The 20,694-nt window shown below is 47.3% G+C and carries 23 protein-coding genes and 1 tRNA gene; 12 read left to right on the top strand and 12 right to left on the bottom strand.

Going from position 1 to position 20,694, the window contains the following annotated elements; all coding sequences use genetic code 11:
- Positions 1–32: 32 nt before the first annotated feature.
- Complete coding sequence (locus A6301_RS03860) at positions 33–491, bottom strand: methylglyoxal synthase (RefSeq protein ID WP_137741650.1); 459 nt, start codon at positions 489–491, stop codon at positions 33–35.
- 137 nt (positions 492–628) lie between these two features.
- Positions 629–1,153, bottom strand: a complete 525-nt coding sequence (locus tag A6301_RS03855; RefSeq protein ID WP_205542825.1) for a DUF2057 family protein — start codon at positions 1,151–1,153, stop codon at positions 629–631.
- Between the two features lie 195 nt (positions 1,154–1,348).
- Between A6301_RS03855 and A6301_RS03850 the strand changes: the two genes are divergently transcribed.
- A complete protein-coding gene (locus A6301_RS03850; protein ID WP_107167735.1) occupies positions 1,349–1,762 on the top strand; it encodes a CoA-binding protein in 414 nt (137 codons plus the stop codon).
- Positions 1,763–1,842: 80 nt separating this feature from the next.
- Here A6301_RS03850 and hspQ read toward each other — a convergent pair whose 3' ends face one another.
- Entirely contained in the window at positions 1,843–2,151 is a 309-nt protein-coding gene (gene hspQ / locus A6301_RS03845) for a heat shock protein HspQ (RefSeq protein ID WP_107167734.1), read from the bottom strand.
- Between the two features lie 230 nt (positions 2,152–2,381).
- Here hspQ and yccX point away from each other — a divergent pair, with 230 nt between their 5' ends.
- Entirely contained in the window at positions 2,382–2,660 is a 279-nt protein-coding gene (gene yccX / locus A6301_RS03840; RefSeq protein ID WP_234257133.1) for an acylphosphatase, read from the top strand.
- A 10-nt stretch (positions 2,661–2,670) separates the two neighbouring features.
- Here the strand turns inward: yccX and tusE are convergent, their stop codons facing one another.
- Together tusE and yccA are read right to left on the bottom strand one after the other, a co-directional pair.
- On the bottom strand, positions 2,671–3,000 hold the full coding sequence (gene tusE, locus A6301_RS03835; RefSeq protein WP_107167732.1) for a sulfurtransferase TusE: 330 nt from the start codon (positions 2,998–3,000) through the stop codon (positions 2,671–2,673).
- A 155-nt stretch (positions 3,001–3,155) separates the two neighbouring features.
- A complete protein-coding gene (gene yccA / locus A6301_RS03830) occupies positions 3,156–3,815 on the bottom strand; it encodes an FtsH protease modulator YccA (RefSeq protein WP_107167731.1) in 660 nt (219 codons plus the stop codon).
- A 290-nt stretch (positions 3,816–4,105) separates the two neighbouring features.
- Between yccA and A6301_RS03825 the strand changes: the two genes are divergently transcribed.
- Positions 4,106–4,193: transfer RNA gene (locus A6301_RS03825), tRNA-Ser, on the top strand.
- A gap of 371 nt (positions 4,194–4,564) precedes the next feature.
- On the opposite strand, the gene A6301_RS03820 is transcribed toward A6301_RS03825, so the two are convergent.
- Positions 4,565–4,819, bottom strand: coding sequence for a biofilm/acid-resistance regulator YmgB/AriR (locus A6301_RS03820; RefSeq protein ID WP_205542823.1), 255 nt, complete (start codon positions 4,817–4,819; stop codon positions 4,565–4,567).
- A 464-nt stretch (positions 4,820–5,283) separates the two neighbouring features.
- On the opposite strand from A6301_RS03820, the gene A6301_RS03815 reads away from it, so the two are divergent.
- The 4 genes from A6301_RS03815 to A6301_RS03800 all read left to right on the top strand — a co-directional run bounded on the left by A6301_RS03815 (position 5,284) and on the right by A6301_RS03800 (position 7,369).
- Entirely contained in the window at positions 5,284–5,706 is a 423-nt protein-coding gene (locus tag A6301_RS03815) for an NUDIX hydrolase (RefSeq protein WP_107167729.1), read from the top strand.
- Positions 5,707–5,791: 85 nt separating this feature from the next.
- Positions 5,792–6,316 (top strand): isochorismatase family protein, encoded by a 525-nt coding sequence (locus A6301_RS03810; RefSeq protein ID WP_234257132.1) that lies wholly within the window; start codon positions 5,792–5,794, stop codon positions 6,314–6,316.
- Between the two features lie 4 nt (positions 6,317–6,320).
- Entirely contained in the window at positions 6,321–6,776 is a 456-nt protein-coding gene (locus A6301_RS03805) for a GNAT family N-acetyltransferase (RefSeq protein ID WP_215484191.1), read from the top strand.
- A 164-nt stretch (positions 6,777–6,940) separates the two neighbouring features.
- Positions 6,941–7,369 carry a universal stress protein gene (locus tag A6301_RS03800; protein WP_107167727.1) on the top strand — a complete coding sequence of 143 codons (429 nt, stop codon included), beginning with the start codon at positions 6,941–6,943 and terminating at the stop codon, positions 7,367–7,369.
- 53 nt (positions 7,370–7,422) lie between these two features.
- On the opposite strand, the gene A6301_RS03795 is transcribed toward A6301_RS03800, so the two are convergent.
- Positions 7,423–7,929 carry a DUF523 domain-containing protein gene (locus A6301_RS03795; RefSeq protein ID WP_107167726.1) on the bottom strand — a complete coding sequence of 169 codons (507 nt, stop codon included), beginning with the start codon at positions 7,927–7,929 and terminating at the stop codon, positions 7,423–7,425.
- A gap of 81 nt (positions 7,930–8,010) precedes the next feature.
- A complete protein-coding gene (locus tag A6301_RS03790; protein WP_107167725.1) occupies positions 8,011–8,196 on the bottom strand; it encodes a GhoT/OrtT family toxin in 186 nt (61 codons plus the stop codon).
- A 157-nt stretch (positions 8,197–8,353) separates the two neighbouring features.
- On the opposite strand from A6301_RS03790, the gene A6301_RS03785 reads away from it, so the two are divergent.
- The 3 genes from A6301_RS03785 to A6301_RS03775 all read left to right on the top strand — a co-directional run bounded on the left by A6301_RS03785 (position 8,354) and on the right by A6301_RS03775 (position 11,486).
- Entirely contained in the window at positions 8,354–8,653 is a 300-nt protein-coding gene (locus tag A6301_RS03785; protein ID WP_107167724.1) for a hypothetical protein, read from the top strand.
- A 158-nt stretch (positions 8,654–8,811) separates the two neighbouring features.
- On the top strand, positions 8,812–9,093 hold the full coding sequence (locus tag A6301_RS03780) for a hypothetical protein (protein WP_107167723.1): 282 nt from the start codon (positions 8,812–8,814) through the stop codon (positions 9,091–9,093).
- A gap of 728 nt (positions 9,094–9,821) precedes the next feature.
- Positions 9,822–11,486 carry a methyl-accepting chemotaxis protein gene (locus A6301_RS03775; RefSeq protein ID WP_107167722.1) on the top strand — a complete coding sequence of 555 codons (1,665 nt, stop codon included), beginning with the start codon at positions 9,822–9,824 and terminating at the stop codon, positions 11,484–11,486.
- Between the two features lie 110 nt (positions 11,487–11,596).
- On the opposite strand, the gene A6301_RS03770 is transcribed toward A6301_RS03775, so the two are convergent.
- A complete protein-coding gene (locus A6301_RS03770; RefSeq protein WP_234257131.1) occupies positions 11,597–13,120 on the bottom strand; it encodes a PepSY domain-containing protein in 1,524 nt (507 codons plus the stop codon).
- A 101-nt stretch (positions 13,121–13,221) separates the two neighbouring features.
- The gene (locus A6301_RS03765; RefSeq protein WP_234257130.1) at positions 13,222–13,719 is read right to left on the bottom strand and encodes a DUF2946 domain-containing protein; all 498 of its coding nucleotides are present in this window, start codon (positions 13,717–13,719) and stop codon (positions 13,222–13,224) included.
- 442 nt (positions 13,720–14,161) lie between these two features.
- Between A6301_RS03765 and A6301_RS03760 the strand changes: the two genes are divergently transcribed.
- Together A6301_RS03760 and mdoH are read left to right on the top strand one after the other, a co-directional pair.
- Positions 14,162–15,664 (top strand): glucan biosynthesis protein G, encoded by a 1,503-nt coding sequence (locus A6301_RS03760; RefSeq protein WP_107167809.1) that lies wholly within the window; start codon positions 14,162–14,164, stop codon positions 15,662–15,664.
- The gene (mdoH, locus tag A6301_RS03755) at positions 15,657–18,221 is read left to right on the top strand and encodes a glucans biosynthesis glucosyltransferase MdoH (protein WP_234257129.1); all 2,565 of its coding nucleotides are present in this window, start codon (positions 15,657–15,659) and stop codon (positions 18,219–18,221) included. Before A6301_RS03760 ends, mdoH begins: the two co-directional genes overlap by 8 nt.
- A 119-nt stretch (positions 18,222–18,340) precedes the next feature.
- Here the strand turns inward: mdoH and A6301_RS03750 are convergent, their stop codons facing one another.
- Together A6301_RS03750 and A6301_RS03745 are read right to left on the bottom strand one after the other, a co-directional pair.
- The gene (locus A6301_RS03750; RefSeq protein WP_107167718.1) at positions 18,341–19,261 is read right to left on the bottom strand and encodes a Kdo(2)-lipid IV(A) acyltransferase; all 921 of its coding nucleotides are present in this window, start codon (positions 19,259–19,261) and stop codon (positions 18,341–18,343) included.
- Between the two features lie 267 nt (positions 19,262–19,528).
- Entirely contained in the window at positions 19,529–20,623 is a 1,095-nt protein-coding gene (locus tag A6301_RS03745; RefSeq protein WP_234257128.1) for an NADH:flavin oxidoreductase/NADH oxidase, read from the bottom strand.
- Between the last annotated feature and the right edge of the window lie 71 nt (positions 20,624–20,694).

Raw genomic sequence — 20,694 nt, 5'->3', positions numbered from 1 at the left:
ACTCGCCGCTGGCCTATTTTTATGTGTTCATGCTATTTGAGGCGGTCTTGCAGGTAGCGCTGATAATCAGGGATGGTTATCTGAACAGGTTCTTTAAATAGCGCAGAATTAACCAGGAAATCCGCCGTTGCACGGTTGGTGGCAACCGGAATGTTCCAGACGGTCGCGAGCCTCAGCAGCGCTTTTACATCGGGATCGTGTGGTACGGCGTTAAGTGGGTCCCAAAAGAAGATCATTAAATCAATTTTCCCTTCGGAGATGAGTGCACCAACTTGCTGGTCGCCCCCCATCGGCCCACTCAGCATGCTTTTTACGGGCAGACCCGTATTTAACTGAATCAGGTTCCCGGTAGTACCGGTGGCGTAAAGCGTGTGCTCTTTGAGCTGTTCTTTATTCGTACCAACCCAATCCAGCAAGGATTGTTTACAGTGGTCGTGTGCTACCAGCGCAATATGTTTTTGCGCAGGGATGGTACGGGTGGTGAACTCCATGGTTACGTCCTTCAATCTGGTGTAGTAAAGCTGACGCTAGGGTACAGACAGATTACGGAAACGCTGTTTCAGTGCAAAGCAATAAAAGCAGGAAAAGGCGAACGGGTATCAAAAATCTGATGTGACTGCGCGTTAAATCACCAGGTTACGGATTCATTCAGCGCGCTAGCAAAACCAGCAACTGAAGCCCCTTTTGCTGCTGCGTTGTATTCCGACATTTTTCGCTCTATATCGAGTAGCTCATTGTCTGCGATTACAAGCGCATCGGTACGCACGGGGATAGCCTGATTTTTTTCATCAAGCAATTGATATTGGGGAAGGGCTGTGAAGTTTTTGCGATCCTGAAGGGTTTGCAGCGGCGGTAGCTTAAATGACACCGAAGCCACTTTTTCGGTGTTAAAGGTCGCAATAAATATTGAAGGAAAATAGGTCGCTGGTGCGCCAGTCTGAGTATCAACAGTATCGACAACTTTGAACAAGATCTGATGTTGTCCACTGCCAAGCGCGAGGCTATCGGCACCCTTTAGCAACGAGCCTGACATCCTCTGCCCGTCAACCATCAGGAGATCGATTTTCTGATCTAATTTCAACGTTGTTGCCGCAATTGCCGAGGTGCTTAAACCTGCAATAAAAAGGCAGACAGTGATGAAGCCGAATTTCATAATTTTCTCAGATGGTACGTCATTCGGGTATTGTTGAGGAATTGTCTGAATGTGTCAAAGGTTTCAATTTGAAACAGACTGTTATGGCATTTTTCGTGCCATGCTGCGTTAGGTCACGGGTGCTGTAAGTCATTTCACGCCATTCGTTGAATGTAAGATACACTGTAATAAATCACGCAAGAGAGGCTGAATAGCATGAATGACAGTGATATTGAATCGGTACTGAAAACGGTAAAAACCATTGCGTTAGTGGGTGCCAGCGATAAACCGTCCCGTCCAAGTTATGGTGTCATGGCCTATTTACTTGAGCAGGGCTATAACGTCATCCCCGTCAGCCCTAAGCTGGCTGGTCAGACGCTCTTAGGACAAAAAGCGTATTCCAGTTTGGCAGATATCCCTAACCCTGTTGATATGGTTGATGTTTTTCGTCAGCCAGAGGCGGCCTATGAGGTGGCTAAAGAGGCTATCGCCATCGGCGCTACCGTCCTATGGTTGCAGATTGGCGTCATTAATGAGCAAGCGGCAATTTTGGCTCACGATGCAGGGCTGAAAGTTGTGATGGATCGTTGCCCGAAAATTGAAATCCCACGGCTGGGTTTGGATAAATAAGCTGTAGGCACTGGGCGATGTTGACTATCACAACATCGCCGATGTCTGATTGTAGTGCCAATATTTATTTTTGATGAAACTTAGTGGCGCAACTGGGGTGCTCGGCGTTGAATGACCTCAGCTAATTCATTTAACGAAGGGTGATCGTGCTCGGAAAGCTCTTCCTTCATCAACTGTGCCTCCGCCAAATAAGTATGTATCGGTTGGCCTTCGTCATCTTCCATCACAACGTGATACCACGGTTCAGATCGCGGGGTGTCATTGCCGCTAATTTCTTCCCAGGTGGGCGTTTCTAGTGAATATTCGGGATCGATATCGATAATGACCCCAGGAAACCCTAGAAGCTTATGACGAATCTGTTGTCCGATGCCAAATTTGCTGACGATCATATAACCCCCTGGAAATTGATTATACTTTCTACTCGCTGCGGATTTTGCGGGGAGAGGATAACCGCATTCGATAATGTTTTTAGCGTTCAGAGGTTTTTTCAAGCGATGATGCCATGTGTTCGTTAGTGCATCACTGGCTGAACTCATTATTAACAGTATGGTGTAAATTTTTAGAAGATACAGTCCGGCTAATAAATGTTGTTTGGTGGCTTAGGAGGAAAGTGAGGAAGATGACAACGATAGCGATGGCGGCTTATGTTTATGGTGTGGTTCAGGGAGTCGGTTTTCGTTACAGTACGCAACGTCAGGCAATACAGCTTGGTCTTACTGGGTATGCTCGCAATTGTAATGATGGCAGCGTGGAAGTGGTGGCAAGCGGTGAACCTCATGCGGTAGATACGTTAATTGAGTGGCTGAAACAAGGGGGCCCACGAAGCGCCAGAGTTGATAGGGTGCTTATTGAGCCGCATGGCAAGATAGACTACGAAGGCTTTGCGATCCGCTATTGAAACGGGGAAGCTAGATGCATTTCACTGGTTTGGGTAAGCCCGCTATCTTGGTAGCTTGTTTTGCCGGCCCTTTTGGAAACAGTTTATACAGATAGCGGCTATTTCCTTTCTCTTCACCGTACTTTTGTGCCATTGCTTTAACTAACATGCGTATAGCGGGTGAGGTGTTAAACTCCTGATAAAAATTCCGCACAAACCGGACGACTTCCCAATGTGGTTCTGTCAACGCGATGCCTTCCTGTTCAGCTAACACGAGAGCTAATGCTTCACTCCACGTCGTGCTGTCCATCAGGTAACCCTGTGCGTCTGTTGCGATCGTTCGCCCTTCAAACTCCAACATCTTCTCTCCGACTGCGGTATCTCAGCCGTAGTTTAACAAACTTTTCGCGATGTACCTGAATAAAAAACACCCTGTCAGCGTACTGCTCACAGGGTGGAATGATTATCTCATTAGTGCACCCGCTGAGTTTTTCTCAGTGCCGGGACTTACTACCTTTAGTCGTTGCGCATGATGCCCAAGATGCTCAACAGGCTAACGAAGATATTGTATATCGCGACATACAGGCTAACTGTTGCACGGATGTAGTTGGTTTCGCCGCCGTGGATGATGTTACTGGTCTCCCACAGGATGGCACCTGCTGAGAACAGAATAAACAGGGCGCTGATTGCCAAATGCAATGCCGGAATCTGTAAGAACAGGTTAGCAATGACGGCAACAATCAGAACAACAAAACCTGCCATCATCATGCCAGACAGGAAGGACATATCCTTACGCGTGGTTAAGACATAGGCTGAGCAGCAGAAGAACACCAGCGCTGTACCGCCAAGCGCCAGCATGACAATGTCACCTGCACCGGAAGAAATCAGTGAGCTTAATATCGGGCCCAGCGTATAACCCATAAATCCAGTTAGTGCGAATGCCGCCAAAATACCGGCAGGGCTGTTCGCTAGTTTATGTGTCAGGAACATCAGACCATAAAACCCAACGAGCATCAGAATTAAACCTGGTGCGGGCAGGTTAAGTACAGTACTTGCCGTTGCGGTAACGGCGGAAAAACCCAGTGTTAGCGACAGCAGGAAATAGGTATTGCGCAGCACTTTGTGAGTGCTGAGTAACGAACTTTCACGGGTAGAAGAAACAACAATACGATCCATATCAGCGACTCTCTCTCTTCAGGGTGCTATTATTCAATGTCAAAGAATAAATAGTTTCAAGACGTTATTAAAGATGGTTTACCCTTCTTTACGCTGCAAATTCGCCATACTCCGTACCTGCATTCGTGTTTTGCCCTGTCATTCTTATGATGGTGGGGATAAATTGCTCTATTTTGTGTGCCGCGTGACTATTTTACGCACAATTACGCCGTGTTAGATTGTTTTTCAGGCAATTGAGCGCCGTGATGCTTTACAAGATCCCACACACTGTTTATAGTTCGCGTCATTGCGGAGGAGTGGCCGAGTGGTTGAAGGCACCGGTCTTGAAAACCGGCGACGCGAAAGTGTTCTAGAGTTCGAATCTCTACTCCTCCGCCACAAAATTCAACGGGTTAGCTTAGGCTAGCCCGTTTTCGTTTCTGCTGTCGAATCCGATATAGTCTTTTTTTATTGTGGCGTTGTCATCTCTGCCAGAGTCGGCGTGTGCTAAGTGGTTTAAACCTGTGCGTGAATTATTCATCGCTTGTTTATTCTGAAATGAATACTAACGCTTAGCAAAAAAATAAATATGTGTCATTTCGGGGTTTTAATATGTTCATCCATAATGAATAAAAAATAGAGCAATGAATGTATTTCATTCTTCCAATCCTGCCTATTCATTATCGATATGATGCCGTTGATTAAATAAAATAGTCTCTCGATAATACGAGAATATTACCGAGGTGATGGTCGAATGTATTGACGGGACATTAAATCAGAAAGTCGTCCTGAGTTTTATAAACCACTAACTCCAGCAATGCGCGATATTTTTCCTGAAAAGCGATATTGGCCTCTTTTTCAATTTTGTTCACTAATTTAGCAATGATAGCCTTGTTACTAACGGAATGGCCGGATTGAATGATTTCTTCCACAATGTTGCCGAGTATCTCCATATCACTAGCCTGAGAATCAAGGCCAGGATCACCCGATGTGGGGTGCTCGTTTTGGGACACCTCTGGATGCATGACCTCTCCTCACTTTCACGCTTTGGGCTGAGTTTACGCACACTGTCAGACAGCGTTAATACACCATCCACCAAGTGTGAAGACACGGTTAGTTAACTTTAGCGCATCACGCGCATAAAACCAGTCAAGATGATAAATAAACACAGCATTACCCAGCCGCTTGTACGAGCGTGAAAGGATGACGGCGATCAATGGTCAGGTGAATAAATATGAATTTGCTATTTCTCACCAATAATATGTCTGGAATAATTATACGAGATGACATGACTTCAATAAGTTAAACATGACGGAATGCTCGGAGGTTGAGGAAAAAATTAGCTGAACATAAAGACTGTTAATGTATTTGAGCTCGTCTTATAGACCTTTATCTGTACAAGGTGGTGACATTTTCCTGTGGCACATATCGTTTTATCAAAAATGTCTTTTTATCAAAAACAGTGCGGTAGTTTACCTGGAGCGTTGGCATGCAGAAGATTAGAGCAAAAGCAGTTTGTCTTTTCCGAAACCATAACAAAATTCTATTAGCTGAAGGGTATGACCCTATAAAAGATGAGCATTATGTGTTGCCACTCGGCGGTGGCATTGAATTTGGAGAGTCGTCACAGGCGGCTGCGGAGAGAGAAGTTCAGGAGGAAATTAGCGCAGCGACCAAGGACTTTTCGCTATTGGGTGTTTCAGAAAATATCTTTTCCTATAATGGCAAGGCAGGGCATGAAATTGTCTTTGTCTATGAAGCTCGTTTTCAGGATGAAATGCTTTATCAGCAAGATATCATTCATGGCATAGAGACAAATGGCGTTCCGATCGTTACCCGCTGGTTTGATATTGATTTGCTGCGTTCCGGGAAAATCAACTTTTATCCTCATGGTATAGTGGACATGATCTAGCTGGTATCGAACGGCCAGGATGATGGCTCGGTACTGCCTGTGTGATGATGAAATGCTGATATTAAGCGCCGAAAAAGGAAACAAAATGCACGTATTAATGGTCATTGATATGCAGAATGCCGTGTTTGCAACGCCGAGAGCGCGACAGGCGCAGACGGTTGCATTGATAAACCAACTTTCAGGCGCAGCAGACCAGACGATTTTTATTCAGCATGAAGGGGGCAGTATGTTGCCAGGCAGTGACGGATGGCAATTATTACCTGAGCTCCATCAACCCGAAGGCAGTTTGTTTGTTACTAAAACGGCATGCGACGCGTTTTATCGTACGCCGTTAGCTGATGTGCTGGCTGAATTGAATGTTAACCACCTCACGATTTGTGGGTGTGCGACGGATTATTGTGTTGATGCAACCATTAAAAATGCAGCCAGCCGGGGCTATGCGTTGACGATTGCAGCCGATGCACACACGACGGCCAATCGTGGTGAACTGAAAGCAGAACAGTTAATCACGCACTACAACGAGGTGTGGCGGAATTTTATTATTCCTGGCAACACGATTACGCTAGAAACAACGGAACACATCGTTGCTTCATGGAAGATGAGCCGCTAACGCCATGTTGAATATCATTTCTATCCGAAATCGCCCCGAATACAAAGAACGGGCGATCCATTATTTCCAACGGCACTGGGCATCAAAGGAAACGTTGATGCTTTATGAAGACTGTATTAGTCACTGCATTAATGCTGAAAACCCACTGCCTGATTGGTATTTGTTGGAAAAGGATGGACTCATTATTGGTGGTGCGGGGTTAGTTACCAATGATTTCATTAGCCGTATGGATCTTTATCCCTGGCTGTGTGCGCTTTACATTGAAGAGAGCCACCGTGGGAAGGGGTATGCGGGGCAATTGATCGAACACCTTGCTCAGGAAACTCGGCGTGCTGGTTTTTCTACGCTGCATCTGTGCACTGAGTTGTTCGGCTTTTATGAGCGATATGGCTTCCACTTTACTGGAATGGGCTATCACCCTTGGGGAGAGTCGTCACGCATCTATACCCGATCGCTTTAAAGCCAATCGGCGGTGAGCTAACGGTGCATTTTATGCGCCCATTAGGTTAAAAATTGCGGGCAACATGCGTAAAAGTGAACGGGATCATATTCTGCTGACGACGAGCAGACTACGCTTCTTACATACTGACAGATAATCAGTTATCCACGTAAGGAGAGGTGATTATGTACACAAGCATCCTGGTGCCAGTAGATATAGAAGAAGATGAACTCACCAAACACGCGCTTACGCATGCAGTCAGGTTGGCCAAAATGTCGGGTGCTGCAATACACCTCTTTCACTCCCTTCCTGATGCGTCAGCATTTTTATCTGCTTATTCCTTTGGAATAAAAGAGTTTGAGAATGAGGCCGTGGTGAAAGCGAATGACAAGCTTAAATCACTGATGAAAACGATCGAGCTTCCTGCGTCACGTGTGTCATGCAGTGTTAGTTTTGGTTCGGCCAGAGACGAAGTGCTATCGCTGGCAGAGGAGATTAATGCGGATTTAATTGTAATTGGTTCGCGGCGGCCTGATGTGAAAACCTATTTACTCGGCTCAAATGCTGCCGCCATCGTTCGCCATGCAAAGATGTCAGTATTAGTGGTTCGTTAATTCTTTGTCTAACGCTGCTGCTCATTTGGGGTTGGTGACCGACAGCAGCGTTGTTATACGTCAGTATGACGATCGCAATATTCAACACGTTCGATTAATCGTTCGATCTCACAATCGGAAAATACTTCTATACCATGGTGACGTAGTAACTCGGCGGTAACGCCACTACCAGCCATTTGCGAACCATCAAATTGTCCGCTGTAGATAATATTGCTGCCACAGGAAGGGCTCCCTTCCGTAAGGAGAGCAAAGCGACAGTTATGTTGTTGTGCCATTTGTAGCGTTAACCATGCTCCTAGAATATAACGTGCGGTCACATCGTTGCCGGTTGCTTCAACAACTCGGGCGCCAGCCTTGATGACGGAACGGTCACCAAAGACCGGAATAATCTCCGCTGAAGGCCTGGGGGTTGAGAAACCCGCAGCTAGTTCCGGGCAAAATGTAATCAACCGAGCCTGTTGTCGCCACTGGGCAAGATAGTCTCCGACAGATTTCTTTTCAGTACCGTTATAGCGCACGGGGAAACCTGATAGACAAGCACTGATCAGAATGTTACTCATCGCGGGGCATTCTCTCTAGAAGGTGAGTATAGGCGTTGCGGCATTGAGTCATTAAACCTGTCATCAGGAAGATAAACGCTTTTAAAAAATGGAGAACAGCAAGACAACGGGAAAGCTCAACGGCCAGGTGAGAGCTACCATTAACGAAGCAAAAAAGCGAATGAATAGGGATTTGTCTTTACTTAACAAGAAAGTAACGATCAAGGAAACGACAAAACCGATCATGTAGGTAAGTTTAATGAGTTCCCATAGGGAGTGATGTGGCACGTTTGTTTCCTTTTATTCTCGCAGCGCCTGCATTTTATGTCGTTAATATTTTATGATCAATTTTTTAACCCATAATGAGTAGTCAGGTAAAACTCTGTTCGGTGGTACTTATTTTGTACTACAGTTAACAACCTCTGCTTAAAGTGAGACCTTCGGTATGAAAATAACGCTGGCTGTTGCGATGGTTTTCGCTGTGACCTTGCTTTCTTTTTCTACACCCAGTATGGCGAAAAATTCTCGGATTTCTGACGAGCAGATCAAAGAAAAGATCATCCAGGCATCGATTTCTGCTTATTCAGGAAATTGCCCTTGTCCTTATAATTCAGCACGTAATGGTAGTCAGTGTGGTAAGCGTAGTGCATGGAGTCGGGCAGGGGGCTATTCGCCAATTTGTTACAAAGGCGATGTGAGCAGAAAAATGATTGACGACTGGAAAATGAAAAACGGAAATAAATAGTCCATGTTAGGGAAATTAAAATAGCGAAATAATAATCTTCTTGCTAAGAAAATAATGGCGTTATTTATGTGACAGAAATATTAAATTTTTATTTCAGTATGGACATTGCTGACTAGGTGTCATAGGTTACTCTTTTACCCCATGAGAAAGGTAATAAAATGAGTGAGATATCTAGCCTGTCCCTGAAAATTTCCCCAGAGCTGAAAGAAAAAATCAAAGCTGCGGCATTGGAAAACGAAGTATCAATCAGTGCGGAAGTCAGTGCTCGGTTACTGCGGAGCTTTGATGAAGGCCATCTAATCTCTGCCTTGTCTCCTGAATCAGTAGACAGCCAAGGGACGGAAGAGGTGGGTACAGAAGCGCCATTGACGCAAAAAGAACTCAAAAAACTTCGGGAATTGCTGAAAGGTAAATCTAAAGTAACGTCTAAGAAAAAGTAATGCTGGAATATGACTCGGCTCTCTGAGCAGCGTAAACATAAATAAAAACATTAAATCACCCAGCCATCTTGATGAAAAGATGGCTGGGTGAGTCTTTTTTTACCCAAGGTGTGATGTTCTTATAGAAAGTGAACCTGATTGTAAGGAGGGTTACCGTATATCATTTGTTTACTTCCATCTCTATTTCCTGCCCGCGCTATAATATCAATTCAAGTGGTTTTTGTTTTAATTTATGACAAATTGTTATTATTTGTTTTTGGGTTTATTGTTACATTCAAAATGCAATATTTCTGTTTATTTAAAATGCTTATATCTTATAAATAGATAGATTGTTGTAAAATGATCGATTAAATAGATATGAATACCATAAGTTAGAAAATATAAAGATTATCTACAAAAGGCCGATACCGCCTTCGGCGTAAGGAAGATTTGCTCTGACTTGTATTGGTATTTGTCGTTGCTATTCAACCATAATTTTAGTGACGGTAATTCTCCCAAATTTTATGGGACGTGAGTAGATAAAAGTCAGGCGGCCACGCCACGATGCCTGTGGTTTGATGAGCATATCTACTTGCATATTGTTTAAAAGCCTATAAACGATCTGTTCAGAGATGTGTATTTTTTGTTATGAAAAAGAATATTGGGACTATCTGCATTTATTAATAAATATTAATTTTTTAAATTACGTATTTTTATACAGATAGAGAATATTAGTTAAGGAGATGTTAATGGGTTTGTCCAACTGGCGTATAGGATATCGATTAGGAGCAGGGTTTTCTTTTCTTGTGTTAATGCTTCTGATCATTGGCAGCGTTGCAATTTCAAAGCTAAGTGATTTTCATGAGAAAATGGATGATATCGTTTCTCAAAACTACCCATTAACTGTCAAGAGCAATAAACTCATTGATGAGCTAAATGGTTACCTCAACAATCAGCAACTGTTGTTATTACTTAAATCAGAAAGTGAAATCAATAAACAGTTGTCGTTGAACAAAGCACGTTCAGGAACGATATCTGAACTCATGGAATATCTGAATCAATCCGTTAATGACGATAAATCTATTGCAGTACTGCGCGATATCGGCGACATCCGACGTGATTTTCTTAGTTCAGCGAACAAACTTTCTTCATTGGTCTCGGCAGGAAATACGGATGCAGCTGCTGAAGAATATTTCAACGTCACGCGTGTTACTCAAGAGAAATACACTAGCAAAGTAAAGGCGTTCATCGATATACAGGATGATAAGATGTCATCTTCAGCGCAAGAAGTCGGTGAAAGCTATAAAAATGCGCTGATGGTTCTCGCTACGATCATTATAATTAGTGCGCTAGCGGGGCTGATTATTGCTTCATTGATTACCCGCAGCGTCACTCAACCGCTACAGGAAGCCCTCGTTGTTGCTGAAAATGTCGCAAAAGGCGATTTGACCTCTGAAGTTTATACTGACCGTAAAGATGAAACGGGTCAGTTGTTATCCGCCCTGAATAACATGAACGGTAGCTTGAGACAGATTGTTAGTCAGGTGCGTGATGGTGCAGAAACGATCTCCAGTGCCGCATCGCAAATTGCTGCGGGGAATCAGGATTTATCCGCCAGAACGGAAGAGCAGGCAAGCTCGCTGGAAGAAACGGCGTCATCAATGGAACAGTTGACGTCGACAATAAGAAATACTGCGGATAATACGACGCAGGCGACAGATCTTGCGGCCAGCGCTTCTGCAACCGTGAAGAAAAGTGGCGCGATGATGGAAACGGTAACGCAGGAAATGCGTGGTATTCGCGATTCCTCGCAGCGTATGGCGGAAATTATCGGTGTGATTGATGGGATTGCCTTCCAAACCAATATCCTGGCGCTGAATGCGGCTGTCGAGGCCGCGCGTGCGGGTGAACAAGGGCGAGGGTTTGCCGTTGTTGCCAGTGAGGTTCGTGCGTTGGCTCAGAGAAGCGCTACGGCGGCAAAAGAAATCAAAGAACTTATCGATGATTCGTTTAAGAAAGTGCAGGATGGCATGGGGCTGGTGGAAGAAACCGGCGTCACGATGAATTCACTGGTGACAAACGTGCAGGGTGTAACAGGAATCATCAGCGAAATTGCGCAGGCTAGCCGTGAGCAAAGTGACGGCATCAATCAAATCAACCTAGCCGTTGGGCAGATTGATACCACAACCCAGCAAAATGCGGCGTTGGTTGAAGAATCTGCGGCGGCGGCTCTCTCTTTGCAGGATCAGGCAAATAGTCTCGCGCGTACGGTCAGCGTATTCAATCTTGGTGCATCTTATAAAAGTGCGGCGTTAACGAGAAAGGCAGAAATGCCTGCGCTGTCTGCACCTAAAAATAATCGTGCAGAAAAAACGTCTGGCAAAGGTGAATTGGCGGACTGGACCACGTTCTAATTTATTATTGCTAGTCGTGTATTGCTGATTAACCGCCATTGTGTTGCACAAAGAGTGTCGCACAAGGGCGGTTTTTATTGCTGAATCGAATGATGATAGCCGTAAAGGAATCAGTTTTTGACAATAGCCTGTTTGGGGGGGGTCATATACCACCGAACAACATCAATCAGTAGGAAGACCAGTAGGCTAACCCCCATAACGGGTAAACTCAGTGCCAGCATCAGCGTAATGAGCGCAATGAGTACCCGGTGAAAAACCGGAACCTGCAACAGTGTGGACGTCAGCGTATTGACTGGATTCGCGCCATGGCGATATTTTGGACGGCGTATCCACCACATCCGATAGCCCCACACGATCATCGCACAAAGCCCAAGGCCAAATGCCGCAAGAATCAACTGATTTGGTAAACCGAATAATACGCCCATGTGCGCATCCACTCCCCAACGGGTGAGCTTGGCGGCGAGTGGGAAGGTGTTGAAATCGGTTTTGTCTACAACCTCCAACGTATCAGGATTAATCGATACGGCATCAACCTGCGTTGGCCAGGAACGATCGATCTCACTGACGGTCCAGGCACTATGTGGCTTAGTGGCGGGGCGAATTTCGATTTTATTGGCATCAATCCCCGCGTGACGAGCGGTAGCCAGCACCTCATCAAATAACGCCGGTGAATAGGTTTCGGCATCCCCCATTGGCATTGACGCATGGTGCTCCGCATGTTCATCGGTTGTCATCGTCATATCGTGGCCGTGCATCATGTCATGGTGAGACATCGGTGCGGGCAACTGGGTTTTTACCGATGGAGTTTGCCATCCTAAAGCGGTACGTGCGACAGATATATTGCCTCCTGCCCACTGCGACCAGGTTAACCCTGTTGCGGAGAAAAAGAGCAAACCAAGCACGAGGCTGAGCCCCATCGTGGCATGCCAATGGCGTAGACGCTGCGTTTTCGCTGCTGTCGTCTGGCTATTTTTTAACTTCCGCCGTTTGGTTGCTGATGATATCTGCCGGGTTGACCACCAGATGACAATACCACCCAAGGCAGCAACCCACAGCCAGGATGCTGCCAGCTCACTGTAATTACGCCCGACATCGCCTAATAGCAGCCCGCGATGCAGATAATCGAGCCAGGTACGAAATGGCAAAATGCCGCTGGTGCCATAGACAATTTCACTGCCGCGATTTTCCAGTGAGACGGGGTCAATGAAAACAGCACGGCTTTCTGATGGACCCAGTTCCGGTAAAGCGAACATGACCCGGGTCGTCTCTCCGGCGGCGGGAGCAGGGCGTATCGCAAGCAGTTTTGCGCCCTGATGATGAGTAAGTTCTGCCTGCGCCGCATGAATTTGGTCTGCTAGCGAATGTGGCGTGCCCTGGCTTTCAGTGAAAAGCTGGTGCGAATACAGCCGGTTTTCAATCTGCGGCGTAAGGACATATAGCGTTCCTGTCAGGGCTGCAACGAAAATAAAAGGACCGACAAAAATACCAATATAAAAGTGAAGCCGGATGAACAGAGCAATGATTGCGGCACGTGGCGATATGTTATCCATTGCGTGCTTATCCAACGTCGTTTCTCCAGCTAGGCGCGTGCCGGAAGCGGCAGTCGTGACGGATGCCTGATTAGGGTGTGACATAGAACCCTCTGAAATCATTTAGCAAAAAAAGACCCAAACACCATACCGGAAGGGGTATGGCGAATGCGTTATGAATGCCCGCAGGCATGATAATGCAGCATTCAGAACGGCGGGGCGCGCACCACAGGAGAGGTGTAACGCTCGGGAAGAGCAATCCGGGAAATAAAATGTATAGCTAGCGCTTCAGATAAAGACGCGGTCAATATGGGATTAGGAGAGCCTGTAGTGAACAGCGCGGGGGTATACGCAAAAAGAACACAATAACCACAAGCGGCATGATCCATCATCATGGATGGCGATGAGTGCGAATGGTGTGATTGCGTCGCGTGATGCCCAGACATCGCGTGTCCAGCATGATTATGATGCTGCTCAGCGATATCGCTGCTGCTACTGACGGGCGCGGTTATATCATGTACGTCTCTATTGTGAGAGGCCGCATTACTATGCGTGGTAGTACTATGTGTGGTTATACCATCATAAAGTCCATGCTCACGAGGCACGAGTGTCTGTGAAATCACTGGCGCAATGAAGATGGTCAAAATAGCGAAGATGCCGACCCAGGCTGGGAAACTTCGCCGTCGTAGTGCGGACAAAAGCATAGCAGTCTTAATTCAATAATACCGGGTTCAGCCAGGGGGATACTTTACTTGTCCTTGCTTTGTTACACAAATGTTTATGCCGATCATGCTTTAGGCTGTATGTGTGTTAGCGTAGCCGTATGTTCCGATTTTTATCGGTGGAGTTAGAGAAGACGGTGTAGACGTAAACGGAATAATCCTACGCCCGTATAGATCGATATTCGCTATAGTCCGTGGCTGTTTTCCATTTTTACAACCCGATTTATCATGCTTTAGCGTTCTCTTTGTTTAAACGCTAACCTATTATGATGAACAATATCTTTATCAAGTTGTAGGAAAGCTAACTTATCCATTAATATGGATTTTAGTTGATTGAAGCACACCAACAGGGGGAGCTGTGCTGGATAATAAATTTGGGTTTAAACAGCGGGTTGCCAGCCTTCGCTGGCTGTCCGCCGCCATTATGCTGTCTGTAAGCGCAGTGCCTGCTTGGGCATTCTCTATTGATGATGTGGCACAGCAGGCTGAAAAGCTGGCACAAAAGGGGTTTGAAGCGCCGAAAAGTAATCTTCCAGCGCAATTCCGTGATATGAAATTTGCGGACTACCAGCAAATTCGTTTCAATAACGATAAATCATACTGGAATAATGTACAGACGCCCTTCAAGTTACAGTTCTATCATCAGGGGATGTATTTCGATACTCCGGTGAAAATTAATGAAGTCACGGCGACCACGGTTGATGAGATTAAATACTCGCCTGAGTATTTTGATTTTGGTTCCGTCAATCACGATCCTGAAGCGGTTAAAAATCTCGGCTTTGCCGGTTTTAAAGTTCTCTATCCGATCAATAAAGCGGATAAGAATGATGAAATCGTCAGCATGTTGGGTGCCAGCTACTTCCGTGTCGTAGGGAAAGGTCAGATCTATGGTTTGTCTGCCCGCGGTCTGGCTATCGATACTGCGTTGCCTTCTGGTGAGGAGTTCCCTCGTTTCCGTGAATTCTGGATTGAACGTCCAAAGCCGAATGATAAACATCTGGTTATTTATGCACTGCTGGATTCTCCGCGTGCCGCAGGGGCTTACCGCTTTACCGTTTATCCGGGGCGTGACAGCGTCGTAGACGTTCAGGCTAGAGTTTTCCTGCGCGATAAAGTGGGCAAACTGGGTATTGCCCCGCTGACCAGTATGTATCTGTTTGGGCCGAACCAGCCGTCACCGACGCTGAACTATCGTCCGGCGCTGAATGACTCTAACGGTTTGTCAATTCATGCCGGTAATGGTGAATGGATTTGGCGTCCGCTGAATAATCCGAAGCATCTGTCTGTGAGCACCTATGCGGTAGAAAATCCGAAAGGATTTGGTCTGCTGCAACGCGGTCGTGATTTCACTGCCTATGAAGATCTTGATGACCGCTACGATCTACGTCCAAGCGGTTGGGTTGAACCGAAAGGCGAGTGGGGTAAAGGAAAAGTTGAGCTGGTTGAAATCCCTACTGCGGATGAAACCAATGACAACATCGTTGCTTTCTGGACGCCTGATGTACTGCCAGAAACGGGCAAACCACTGGATATTAAATATCGTCTGCACTTTACGCGCGATGAAGATCAACTGCATTCTCCAGACGTTGCCTACGTTCAGCAGACGCGCCGTTCTGCCGGTGATGTCAAACAATCTAACCTGATCCGCCAGCCTGACGGCACGATCGCTTATATTGTGGACTTCATTGGGCCGAATTTAAAAGAGCTGGATGAGAATGCTCCGGTAGCCTCTCAGGTCAGCATTGGCGATAACGGCGAGATCGTAGAAAATAATGTTCGCTATAACCCAGTAACTCATGGCTGGCGTCTGACGCTGCGTTTGCGTGTGAAAGATGCGAAACAGCCGACTGAAATGAGAGCTGCATTGGTTAATGGCGAGACGACACTGACTGAAACCTGGAGCAATCAGCTGCCTGCTAATGAATAAGTCAACTTCTTCTCTCGATTATATTGAGAAACTCCCTCTGCCTGCTGAGCAGGCAGAGGTTCTTCGCGAAAAATTACCGCAAGCGGCCTGGAACGATCAGGCCGTTTTGCATCAGGTCTTGTCTGAAGGTAACCCGTCTGAAGGTAATCAGGTTAATGTTCAGGCCGAGGAAGATGTGGCGCTGCATTCCGTGCAGGCACGTTTAGACATGGCTTGGTCTGATGGTTTGGATAAGGGTAAGCAACTCGGTACAGACAGAGAAGGGCGGACGGCATTAAAAGCGATGCCTGTTATTACCCGCGCTTCGATGTTCCCCGATGTTTGGCGCACTAATCCACTGGTTCGCTGGTGGGAAAGCTTGCTAGGCAGAACTGTGCCACCTCGTCCTCATTACAGCCCGGAAGAGAAAATTTCCGAAAATCGCTGGCGTCTGGTGGGAACCATTCGCCGCTATATCCTGCTGGCGCTGACGTTGTTCCAGACTGCAATTGCAACCTGGTACATGAAAACGATCCTGCCTTATCAGGGCTGGGCGTTGATCGATCCGTTTGAGATGGCGGGTCAGCCTTGGACGCGCTCGCTGATGCAACTGCTGCCTTACGTACTGCAAAGCGGCATACTCGTTTTATTTGCGGTGTTGTTCTGCTGGGTATCGGCTGGTTTCTGGACGGCGCTGATGGGGTTCCTGCAACTGCTTATTGGGCGGGATAAATACAGTATCTCTTCCACGACAGTGGGTAATGAGGCACTGAATCCTGAGCATCGTACGGCATTGATCATGCCGATTTGTAACGAAGACGTAGAACGTGTGTTTGCGGGGTTACGTGCGACGTATGAGTCGGTTGAAGCGACAGGTAATCTTGCGCATTTTGATATTTACGTTCTGAGCGACAGTAACGATCCCGATATCTGTGTGGCAGAGCAAAAAGCCTGGATGGAACTGTGTCGTGATGTTGGTGGAGCAGGGCGCATTTTCTATCGTCGTCGTCGTCGTCGTGTTAAGCGTAAAAGCGGCAATATTGATGACTTCTGCCGTCGCTGGGGTAATCAGTATAGCTACATGGTGATTCTGGATGCCGATAGCGTCATGAGCGGCGAGTGTCTGACGTCTCTGGTCAGACTGATGGAAGCGAATCCGAACGCAGGTATTATCCAGTCTTCGCCGAAAGCCTCCGGCATGGATACGCTGTATGCGCGCTGCCAGCAGTTTGCAACGCGTGTTTATGGCCCCTTGTTCACCGCGGGTCTGCATTTTTGGCAACTGGGTGAGTCGCATTACTGGGGGCATAACGCGATTATCCGCGTGAAACCGTTCATCGAGCACTGTGCGTTAGCACCACTGCCGGGTGAAGGTTCGTTCGCTGGTGCGATTCTTTCTCACGACTTCGTTGAAGCGGCGCTGATGCGTCGTGCCGGATGGGGGGTGTGGATTGCATATGACCTGCCAGGAAGTTATGAAGAGCTGCCGCCTAACCTGTTGGATGAACTGAAGCGTGACCGCCGTTGGTGCCATGGGAACCTGATGAACTTCCGATTGTTCCTGGTTAAAGGCATGCATCCGGTTCACCGTGCCGTTTTCCTGACTGGCGTGATGTCTTATCTGTCTGCTCCGCTGTGGTTTATGTTTCTGGTACTCTCTACGGCCTTGCAGGTTGTGCATACGCTGATGGAACCTCAGTACTTCTTGCAGCCCCGACAGCTGTTTCCCGTCTGGCCACAGTGGCGGCCAGAATTGGCTATCGCACTCTTCTCAACGACACTGGTGTTGCTGTTCTTGCCAAAGCTGTTGAGCGTGATTCTGGTGTGGGCGAAAGGGGCAAAAGAGTACGGCGGCGCTTTCCGCGTATTCCTTTCCCTGCTGTTGGAAATGCTGTTCTCGGTTCTACTGGCACCGGTTCGTATGTTGTTCCATACGGTGTTTGTGGTTAGCGCGTTCCTCGGCTGGTCAGTGCAGTGGAATTCTCCGCAGCGTGATGATGATGCGACGCCGTGGAGCGAAGCGTTTGTACGCCACGGCTCCCAATTGGTTCTGGGGCTGGTCTGGGCGATAGGCATGGCATGGCTGGATCTACGTTTCTTGTGGTGGTTGTCTCCGATTGTCTTCTCACTGATTCTGTCGCCGTTTGTGTCGGTTTATTCAAGTCGTGCAGCATTGGGATTGAGTTGTAAGCGTGCGAATCTGCTGATGATACCGGAAGAGTTCAACCCGCCGCGTGAATTGGTTGCTACGGATGAATATTGCCGATTGAACCACCAGCGTAGGCTCGATGACGGATTTATGCAGGCTGTTTTCGATCCATCCGTTAATGCCCTTGCCAGCGCAATGGCGACGGCGCGTCACCGCTTTAGTCGGGCGATCGAGGACGTGCGTGAGCAGAATGTTCGTGATGCTTTGAATCGAAAACCGGAAGAGGTGAGCAATAATCAGCGTCTGGCGTTGCTTAGCGATCCCGTTACGATCTCACGCTTGCACTACCATGTATGGCAAAAACCGGAAGCCTATGCGGCGTGGGTTAAGTCTTACCAAAAATTACCCGCACCTCATATCAAAAGCTAACAGTTTGTCGTGTGAAAGATTGGTAGCATAAAAGATAAAGCAACGGCAGTCGCCGTTGCTTTTTTTTTGCCCCTAACAAGACGCTGCTATCCCTGAAATGAGTAACAAGAACGTATGCGTTAATAAAGGGACGGTTCGCCTTCTGGGCGGGTTTTGAAACGGCGATGCAACCACATGTACTGATCCGGTGCGAGCAGAATATTCTTTTCAACAACCTTGTTCATCCATGCTGCTGTCGCGGCTTCACTGTCTACAGGCGCACCTTGCTCAGCGGGTTGGATTCGCAATTCATAACCTTTTCCTTCAGGCAATCGGCGCGGTACAAAAGGAATGATTGCCGGGCGTGCCGTTTTGATCAGCATATAGCTACCGCGGGTTGTGGCCGCTGTGTCTACTGCAAACAGAGGCGCGAATACGCTGCTGCGTGGGCCATAGTCATGATCCGGAGCGTACCAGATGATATCACCCTGTTTGAGGGCTCGTATCATGCCTTTCAGATCTTTCCGGTCGAGCATGGATTTGTTAGAGCGTAGCCTGCCCCATGTCTGTAACCAGTCAATCAGTTTATTATCATTCGGGCGGTACACGCCGATACCTGGGTTGTGCATACCAAAGACACGAGCCCCGAGTTCCAACGTTAAAAAATGCAGTCCAATGAGTAATACACCCTGTTCTCGTTCATTCTCTGGGCGTATATGCTCAAGGCCCGTGACCGTAAACCAGCGTTCAAGACGCCAATTCGGCCAAAACCAGGCCATGCCCGTTTCAACCACACCCATGCCGACAGATTCGAAATTTTTCCTGACTAACGCATCACGTTCAATCTGTGACATCTCTGGGAAACACAATTCAAGGTTGCGGGCGGCGATCTTGACTCGTTGCGGCAGCAGGCGCGTCGCGAGATGGCCAAGCGTGACACCGATACGGTAAAGAACGGGATAGGGCAGCAAGACGATAAGGTAAAGGATACCGATTCCTAACCAGGTGAGCCAGTAGCGTGGATGTAGCAATGAGCGATTAAAAGAAGGGATTTGTGTCATAGTCTCAGTATCAACATTGTGGTACGGGTGCGAGCCAGCACGTGAATCGTTAAAAACGAGTTAATGGTTATCAGTAAGATGGATTATTACGGTTATCCGCCAATAAAACAAATTATTGCCATATTATTAACTGCTTTTTATTCTAAATGCAGCGTTAACGGCATTCTATCCATAACGTGTTTTTTCGGGCTTTGGTGGCATACGCGTAGTGAAATAGAAAAGGGACGATCCCAACAGCATCGTCCGCCTGATACAGCGTATTTACCATTATTGCTTGAAAATACCTCTGGCATAACGCGGTTCGCTGCGCCAGTACTGAGGGGGCGCCGATACCTGTGCCCCTAGCCTGGCGGCAGCATGCCATGGCCAACGAGGATCGAAAAGTATAGCGCGAGCCAGACCAATCGCGTCTGCCTCACCCGTTGCAACGATGGCTTCCGCCTGTTCCGGCTCGGTTATCAACCCCACGGCGATAGTGGTGATGCCAACTTCTTGTTTGATCCTCTGCGCATAGGGCACCTGATAATTAGGTGCCGGATGAATCTGTTGTAACGGTGAGAGTCCGCCGCTGGATACATGGATGAAATCGCAACCTAACTCGTGTAGCGTTTTACTAAGCTGTACGGACTGTTCCAGATCCCAGCCACCTTCAACCCCATCTGTTGCAGAAATGCGCACGCCGACGGCTTTATGCACAGGGAAAACGTCTCGTACCGCGCGGTAAATTTCAATGACCAGACGCATCCGATTTTGAAGTGAGCCACCATAGTTATCTACGCGCTGATTTGTCAGCGGAGAAAGGAACTGATGCAGTAAATAACCGTGAGCGGCGTGAATCTCTATCAGGTCAAAGCCCAAGCGGTCTGCACGTTTCGCTGAGTCAACGAAGGACTCAACTAACGTGCGGATGTGCTGTTCTGACATCGCCAATGGTTCATCATCGCTGGTGTTATAAGGGATAGCCGATGGCGCGAGAGTCTGCCATCCTCCCTGTGCTGGACGCAGGAATGCACGACCTCCCCACGGAACGCCTGTTGACGCTTTACGCCCGGCATGTCCCAACTGTATACCAAGAGGCATAGAAGAATAAGTTTTGACCGACTGAATCACACTGGCAAGTGCTTGCTCGGTTGTGTCATCCCACAATCCAAGGTCGTGCGGAGAAATTCTACCTTCTGGTGAGATTGCCGTGGCTTCAATAATGAGCAGGCCTGCTCCAGAATGTGACAGGTTACCTAAGTGCATCGTATGCCAGGCTGTCGCCTTGCCATCCTCAGCCGAATATTGACACATTGGCGCGATGATGATTCGGTTGGATAGTTTGAGTTGACCAAGAGATACAGGGGAGAAAAGCTGGCTCATAATGACAGATCCTTCGATGATGATGCTTCATGAAAGCGCAAGTGAATCTCAAGAATAATCTATTTACGGTA

Origin of the sequence: Pectobacterium sp. IFB5596 (assembly GCF_021432585.1) — a bacterium.
In the GTDB taxonomy this organism is placed as follows: domain Bacteria; phylum Pseudomonadota; class Gammaproteobacteria; order Enterobacterales; family Enterobacteriaceae; genus Pectobacterium; species Pectobacterium punjabense.
The sequence above is the reverse complement of the archived record's forward strand: the minus strand, read 5'-3'. Positions and strand labels throughout refer to the sequence as shown.

What these genes read in the sequence shown, in the direction of transcription:
- A6301_RS03860 (WP_137741650.1), bottom strand. Translation starts at nt 491, where the DNA reads ATGGAGTTCACCACCCGTACCATCCCTGCGCAAAAACATATTGCGCTG.
- A6301_RS03855 (WP_205542825.1), bottom strand. Translation starts at nt 1,153, where the DNA reads ATGAAATTCGGCTTCATCACTGTCTGCCTTTTTATTGCAGGTTTAAGC.
- A6301_RS03850 (WP_107167735.1), top strand. Translation starts at nt 1,349, where the DNA reads ATGAATGACAGTGATATTGAATCGGTACTGAAAACGGTAAAAACCATT.
- hspQ (WP_107167734.1), bottom strand. Translation starts at nt 2,151, where the DNA reads ATGATCGTCAGCAAATTTGGCATCGGACAACAGATTCGTCATAAGCTT.
- yccX (WP_234257133.1), top strand. Translation starts at nt 2,382, where the DNA reads ATGACAACGATAGCGATGGCGGCTTATGTTTATGGTGTGGTTCAGGGA.
- tusE (WP_107167732.1), bottom strand. Translation starts at nt 3,000, where the DNA reads ATGTTGGAGTTTGAAGGGCGAACGATCGCAACAGACGCACAGGGTTAC.
- yccA (WP_107167731.1), bottom strand. Translation starts at nt 3,815, where the DNA reads ATGGATCGTATTGTTGTTTCTTCTACCCGTGAAAGTTCGTTACTCAGC.
- A6301_RS03820 (WP_205542823.1), bottom strand. Translation starts at nt 4,819, where the DNA reads ATGCATCCAGAGGTGTCCCAAAACGAGCACCCCACATCGGGTGATCCT.
- A6301_RS03815 (WP_107167729.1), top strand. Translation starts at nt 5,284, where the DNA reads ATGCAGAAGATTAGAGCAAAAGCAGTTTGTCTTTTCCGAAACCATAAC.
- A6301_RS03810 (WP_234257132.1), top strand. Translation starts at nt 5,792, where the DNA reads ATGCACGTATTAATGGTCATTGATATGCAGAATGCCGTGTTTGCAACG.
- A6301_RS03805 (WP_215484191.1), top strand. Translation starts at nt 6,321, where the DNA reads ATGTTGAATATCATTTCTATCCGAAATCGCCCCGAATACAAAGAACGG.
- A6301_RS03800 (WP_107167727.1), top strand. Translation starts at nt 6,941, where the DNA reads ATGTACACAAGCATCCTGGTGCCAGTAGATATAGAAGAAGATGAACTC.
- A6301_RS03795 (WP_107167726.1), bottom strand. Translation starts at nt 7,929, where the DNA reads ATGAGTAACATTCTGATCAGTGCTTGTCTATCAGGTTTCCCCGTGCGC.
- A6301_RS03785 (WP_107167724.1), top strand. Translation starts at nt 8,354, where the DNA reads ATGAAAATAACGCTGGCTGTTGCGATGGTTTTCGCTGTGACCTTGCTT.
- A6301_RS03780 (WP_107167723.1), top strand. Translation starts at nt 8,812, where the DNA reads ATGAGTGAGATATCTAGCCTGTCCCTGAAAATTTCCCCAGAGCTGAAA.
- A6301_RS03775 (WP_107167722.1), top strand. Translation starts at nt 9,822, where the DNA reads ATGGGTTTGTCCAACTGGCGTATAGGATATCGATTAGGAGCAGGGTTT.
- A6301_RS03770 (WP_234257131.1), bottom strand. Translation starts at nt 13,120, where the DNA reads ATGTCACACCCTAATCAGGCATCCGTCACGACTGCCGCTTCCGGCACG.
- A6301_RS03765 (WP_234257130.1), bottom strand. Translation starts at nt 13,719, where the DNA reads ATGCTTTTGTCCGCACTACGACGGCGAAGTTTCCCAGCCTGGGTCGGC.
- A6301_RS03760 (WP_107167809.1), top strand. Translation starts at nt 14,162, where the DNA reads ATGCTGTCTGTAAGCGCAGTGCCTGCTTGGGCATTCTCTATTGATGAT.
- mdoH (WP_234257129.1), top strand. Translation starts at nt 15,657, where the DNA reads ATGAATAAGTCAACTTCTTCTCTCGATTATATTGAGAAACTCCCTCTG.
- A6301_RS03750 (WP_107167718.1), bottom strand. Translation starts at nt 19,261, where the DNA reads ATGACACAAATCCCTTCTTTTAATCGCTCATTGCTACATCCACGCTAC.
- A6301_RS03745 (WP_234257128.1), bottom strand. Translation starts at nt 20,623, where the DNA reads ATGAGCCAGCTTTTCTCCCCTGTATCTCTTGGTCAACTCAAACTATCC.